At 65.9% G+C, this 5,893-nt stretch carries 5 protein-coding genes and 1 pseudogene; 1 reads left to right on the top strand and 5 read right to left on the bottom strand.

Going from position 1 to position 5,893, the window contains the following annotated elements:
- The 5 genes and pseudogenes from ABS88_RS23210 to ABS88_RS23190 all read right to left on the bottom strand — a co-directional run.
- Window positions 1-273 (bottom strand): annotated as a pseudogene (locus ABS88_RS23210) (rod shape-determining protein RodA); the annotation flags it as partial.
- A complete protein-coding gene (gene mrdA / locus ABS88_RS23205) occupies window positions 270-2,177 on the bottom strand; it encodes a penicillin-binding protein 2 (RefSeq protein WP_286750723.1) in 1,908 nt (635 codons plus the stop codon). The pseudogene ABS88_RS23210 and the gene mrdA, both read right to left, overlap by 4 nt.
- A gap of 60 nt (window positions 2,178-2,237) precedes the next feature.
- Entirely contained in the window at window positions 2,238-2,759 is a 522-nt protein-coding gene (locus tag ABS88_RS23200) for a hypothetical protein (protein WP_003043748.1), read from the bottom strand.
- Window positions 2,756-3,655, bottom strand: a complete 900-nt coding sequence (gene mreC / locus ABS88_RS23195; RefSeq protein ID WP_286750722.1) for a rod shape-determining protein MreC — start codon at window positions 3,653-3,655, stop codon at window positions 2,756-2,758. The genes ABS88_RS23200 and mreC overlap by 4 nt, the downstream gene beginning before the upstream one ends.
- Window positions 3,656-3,672: 17 nt before the next feature.
- Window positions 3,673-4,719, bottom strand: coding sequence for a rod shape-determining protein (locus tag ABS88_RS23190; protein ID WP_003043744.1), 1,047 nt, complete (start codon window positions 4,717-4,719; stop codon window positions 3,673-3,675).
- A 199-nt stretch (window positions 4,720-4,918) separates the two neighbouring features.
- Here ABS88_RS23190 and mutL point away from each other — a divergent pair.
- A partial coding sequence (gene mutL, locus ABS88_RS23185; protein ID WP_286750721.1) for a DNA mismatch repair endonuclease MutL occupies window positions 4,919-5,893 on the top strand: 975 nt, incomplete at its 3' end.

Raw genomic sequence — 5,893 nt, 5'->3', positions numbered from 1 at the left:
GACAAAGCCGAGCGCCTCGACCGCGAGGAGCAGAAGCGCGACGCCCAGATAGCCGAGGTAGGAGAAATCCTCGAAAATGCGGATCGGCATGCGCCCGATCGCGAGCGCGACGAGCAGGAAGACGATGAAGCGCACCCCCTGCTGCAGCGCCCAAGGCGTCACGCTGCCGCCGGCGGCCGAATAGAGGACGAGTAGGCCGAAGCCGGTGATCGCAGACAGAAGTGCGATCAGCTTCCAGGGGATGCGCTGGACGGCGGGCGGAACCGGGATCATTGCGCGAGCCCCGGATCGGGGCGCGTGATACCCGCCTTCCATGCAGCATAGTCGCGGTCCATCCGCTCCTTGATCGTGCCGCCCCAGCCGGCCTCGAAGGCGGTCAGTGCCTCCATCGCCTTTTCACGGTCGTAGAGGAAGGTGAAGATGTCCTTGGCAACGGGCGCGGCCGCGCGACTGCCGCCCATGCCATGTTCGATGATGACCGACGCGGCATAGCGCGGATTTTCGACCGGCGCGAAGCAGATGAACAGGCCGTGATCGCGAAATTTCCACGTGCCGCCCTTGCCGTTGCCGGTGTTGAGGCCGCGAACCTGAGCCGTGCCGGTCTTGCCCGCCATCTGGATGCCGTCGAGCGGCAGGCGGCTGCGCCCCGCGGTTCCGCCGGGGGCGTTGACGACGCGGTTCATCCCCTCGCGTGCGGTCGCAAAGGCCTCGGCCGAGAAGGGCAAAGGCTCGTTCGAGAATTGCCGGCTGACGAGGCGCGGGTAGAGTTTGCGCCCCGAGGCGATACGTGACGCCATGACGGCGAGCTGGAGCGGATTCACGCTGACATAGCCCTGGCCGATCACCGCATTCAGCGAATCGGACGCCGACCAGGGTTGGCCGTATTTCTTCATCTTCCACGCGCTGTCGGGGATGGTGCCGTAACGCTGGTTGCTTCCGGCAAGCTGGAATTCCTCGCCCAGCCCCATCATCTTCGCGGTCGGCGCGATGGCGTCATAGCCCAGCCGGTCGGCGACCCAATAGAAATAGCTGTTGCAGCTTTTCATGATCGCGGTCGGCATGTCGACGCTGCCGTGGGTGCCGAGACAGCGGAAGAAACGGTTGCCGAGGCGATAGCCGCCGATGCAGGTGTGGCGTTCGCTCGGGTCCATGCCATGTTCGATCGCGGCGATCGCGGCCATCGGCTTCAGCGTCGATCCCGGGGGGTAGAGGCCGCGGGTCGCCTTGTTGATCAGCGGCTGGTGATCGTCGGCGCGCAGCCAGCCATATTCGGCATTGCTGATCCCGTCCGAAAAGCTGTTCGGATCGAAAGACGGCATCGAGACGAAGGCGAGGATGTCGCCATTGAGGCAGTCGATGACGACCGCCGCCCCCGATTCGGGGCCCATGCGGCGCGCGGCATATTCCTGCAGATCGGCGTCGATGGTCAGGTGGACGGTCTTGCCTTGCGTATCGGGCTGGGTGCTGAGATCGCGCACGACCTTGCCCCGCGCGGTGACTTCGACGCGCTTGGCGCCGGCCTTGCCGCGCAGCAATTCCTCGAAATATTTCTCCAGCCCGTCCTTGCCGGTCTTGAAGCCGGGGGTGATGAAGAGCGGATCCTTGACCTTTTCATATTCCTCGGCGGTCGGGGCGCCGACATAGCCGATCAGGTGGCCGACCGCGGCGCCGGTGGGATAGTTGCGGGCAAAACCGCGCGTCGGGGCAATGCCCGGCAGGTCGGGGAGGCGGACGAGGATCGATGCATATTGCTGCTCGGTCACGTCCTCCGCAACCGCAACCGGCTGGAATCCCGATGCTGCCTTGAGGTCGCGTTCGATGCGCGCCATCGCGTCGCCGTCGAGTTGCAACAGCGTGCGGAGCTGGCCCAGAACCAGTTCCTTGCTGTGCATGCGATCGGGAATGATGTCGATGCGGAGCGACACGCGGTTGTTGGCAAGCGCCTTGCCGTGGCGGTCGACGATCCAGCCGCGGCGCGGGGGGATGAGCGTCAGATTGACGCGGTTGCTTTCGGATTCGAGGACGTAGCGATCATTGTCGATGATCGAGATATAGCCCATCCGCGTCGCGAGCGCGGCGCCCACGGCGATTTGTCCGCCGCCGACGACAAGGGTGCGGCGCGTGAAGGTGAGGCCCCTCCAGGCTTCGGTAATGGGCGGACTTTTCTTGCGGGACATGAAAGCGGAATTCGTTGGCAATCTGGGGCGAAGGCTAAGGCGGGGGCGGGAGGCGGGCGATTATCGGCGCTTGAGACGGAAATTGTCAAACTTGCCGGTCAGGCGGAGGAACAGCGGCATCAGCAGCACCGAAATGATGATCTGCGGCAGGACAAGGCCGAGCATATGCCCGGCGGGAGCGTGTGGAAAGGTGATAAGCACCGCAAGCGCCTGAACAGCGGCGACGAGCAGGGCGCCGATCGCCCAGTCGTGGAGGAAGCCGCGCCAATAGATGCGCTGCGACAGATAGGCGATCGCGATGCTCGCGGCGGTCCACAGCGCGATGGCGGTGCCGATCGGCGCGCCGCTGAACAGATCGTCCCACAGGCCGAGCGGCAGGCCGATCCACACCGGCCACATTTCGGTGCGCAGAAGTTGCCAGCTCAGGAAGAAGAGGAGGCCGAGCGGGGGCAGCACGGGCGAACTGGCGACGAGCGGCAGCATCAACGGCAGCGCCGACGCGATCATCACTGTCGCGATCGGCACGATCTGCATCCGCCAGCGCGAGGCTGGCTCGCCAATCCGCTGTCCGTGCCGGTTCATGGCGCGCCGGCCGCCGGGGAGGATTGGGCGGGCACGGCCTGCGCCTCGATATTATCGGGCGTATAGGGTCGCAGCACCGCCACCGCATCGACCTTTGCCGGGTCGGCAAGCGGACGCGCGAGCGCACCATCGTCCTGGCGCCGCACGACGATGGCGACCGGAATGTTCGGCGGATAAAGGCCGCCGGTTCCCGACGTGACGAGGATGTCGCCGGGCTTGAAGGGATTGTTCGCGATGTTGAGCGTGCGGACGTCGAGATCGCCGTTGCCGCGGCCCGTTGCGAGCGCCGGCAGGCCGTCACGCGCCCGGCGCACCGGCACGACATTTTCGACGTCGGTAAGGAGCAGCACCTGCGACACCGATGGACCGGCTGTCAGCACGCGGCCGATCAGGCCGTCGGCGCCGCGTACCGGCTGGCCCGCGGAAACACCCCGGTTGCGCCCGAGGCTGAGCAGCGCGATGCGGCGGCTGCTCGTCGAGGTCGAGGTGAGCAGATAGCCATGGGCGAGCGCCGAGCGATCGGTCTGTTGCAATCCGAGCAGCGACTTGAGCTGGCGATTTTCCTCTTCGAGCGCGCTGGTCGCGACGAGACGGCGGCGCGCCTCGGCCAGTTCCTTGCGCAAGCGGCGGTTCTGCGATCCCGCGCCAACATAGGCCGACACAGTGTCGTCGACGCCGGAGATCGACCCGATCACCGACCGCGTTCCGCGCGCGATCGGCGCGGTAATTTCCTGACTGGCGACGCGCAGGGCGGCAAAGCCGACGGGGTCGGCGACCGAAAGGATCGCCAGCAACAGCCCCGCAAGCGCGCCCGTTATCGCAATAACATAGGCGGCGAAAAGGCTGTACTGGGCCTTTCGGGATTGCCCCGGACGCCGATGTGCCGGGCGAACCATGGACCGTCTGTCCGCGATCAGGCTTGCTGCAGCACGCCGCGGAAGGCGGGATCCTCCATCGCGCGGCCGGTGCCGATCGCGACGCAGGTCAGCGGATCTTCCGCGACCGTCACCGGCAGCCCGGTTGCGTCGCGCAGCAGTTCATCGAGTTCGCGGATCAAAGCGCCGCCGCCGGTCAGCACGATGCCTTGGTCGACGATGTCGGCCGCGAGTTCCGGGGCGGTGTTTTCGAGCGCGATGCGCACGCCTTCGACGATCGTGCCAATCGGTTCGGACAGTGCTTCGGCGATCTGCGCCTGATTGATCGAGATTTCCTTCGGCACGCCGTTGACGAGGTCGCGGCCCTTGATGTGGATCGTCATCCCGACGCCGTCGGCGGGCACGCGCGCGATGCCGAAATCCTTCTTGATCCGCTCTGCGGTCGATTCGCCGATCAGCAGATTGTGATGGCGGCGAACGTAGGAGACGATCGCTTCGTCCATCTTGTCGCCGCCGGCGCGGACCGAGGTGGTGTAAGCCAGGCCGCGCAGCGAGAGCACCGCGACTTCGGTCGTGCCGCCGCCGATGTCGACGACCATCGAGCCGATGGGTTCGGTAACCGGCATGTCGGCGCCAATTGCGGCCGCCATCGGTTCCTCGATCAGCCAGACCTGGCTTGCCCCGGCGTTCGATGCGGCGTCGCGGATCGCGCGGCGTTCGACGCTGGTCGAACCCGACGGTACGCAAATCACGATTTCGGGGCTGCGAAACGCGTTGGCCTTGCCGCCGTGCACCTTGGTGATGAAGTGCTTGATCATCTGTTCGGCGACATCGATGTCGGCGATGACCCCGTCACGCAGCGGCCGGATGGCCTCGATGCTGTCGGGCGTCTTGCCCATCATCAGCTTGGCATCGTCGCCGACCGCCTTGACCCGCTTGATCCCGTTCAGCGTCTCGACCGCGACGACCGAGGGCTCGTTGAGCACGATGCCCTTGCCCCGCACGTAAACGACCGTGTTTGCGGTGCCGAGGTCGATTGCCATGTCTTGGGAATTGAACTTCAGAAAACGGGAAAAGAAGGACATCGATACTGCTTCCTGTCATCGGCACCTGCCAGCCGGGTCGGTCTGGTCCTGCCGCCATCGAATGTGAACCCGCGCGCCTACCGGCACAGGACCAATCAGGGGGAGATTCCGGCTCGTCCCGAACGGGGTGGCTGGACAAAATGATCAGGGCTGAGCGGATGGGTCGCGATTTGCGTCCGACTGCGCTAGGACAGCCCCCATGTCAATACGCCGCCTGCCGGAAAAGCTAGTAAATCGGATCGCAGCCGGTGAAGTGGTCGAAAGACCCGCCGCAGCGCTCAAGGAACTGGTCGAAAACGCCCTCGATGCGGGGGCGACTCGCGTTGCGGTGCGAATCGCCGAGGGCGGAATCCTGCGGCTGGAAGTCGACGACGATGGGTGCGGGATGACCGCGTCCGACATGGCGCTCGCGCTCGAGCGCCATGCGACCTCGAAATTGCCGACCGATGCGATCGAGGATGTGACGACAATGGGCTTTCGCGGCGAAGCCTTGCCGTCGATTGCCAGCGTTGCGCGGTTGACGCTTGAAAGCCGCGTTGCCGGCGCGGACGGGTGGCGCCGTGTGATCGATAATGGCAGCCTCATCGCCGAAGGGCCGGCGGCGCTCGCCAAGGGCACGCGGGTGATGGTCGAGGATCTGTTCGCGCGCGTGCCTGCCCGGCGCAAGTTTCTGCGCAGCGCGCGCAGCGAATATGCCGCCTGCCTCGATGTCGTGAAGCGTCTGGCGATGGCGCGCGCCGACGTCGGTTTTACCGTCGAGCATGACGGGCGCCGCGTGCTCGACGTGCAGGGCGGCCAGGATCGTCTCAGCCGTGTCGCGGCGCTGACCCAGCGCGACCTGGCGGCGAACAGCATCGGGGTCGATGTCGAGCGCGGCGAGGTCCGGCTCGGCGGCGTGATCAGCCTGCCGACCTACAACCGCGGCATCGCCGACCATCAATATCTGTTTGTCAACGGCCGTCCGGTGAAGGACCGGCTGCTCGTCGGGGCATTGCGCGGCGCCTATGCCGATCTGCTCGCGCGTGATCGCCATCCGGTCGTCGCGCTCTTCCTCGATCTGCCGACGAGCGAGGTCGATGTGAACGTCCATCCGGCGAAAACCGAAGTGCGGTTCCGCGATCCGCAGCTTGTGCGCGGGATGATCGTCGGCGGGCTGCGCCGCGCGCTCGACGAA

It is taken from the genome of Sphingopyxis sp. SCN 67-31 (assembly GCF_001725095.1).
This window is presented reverse-complemented; position numbering and strand designations above follow the sequence as displayed.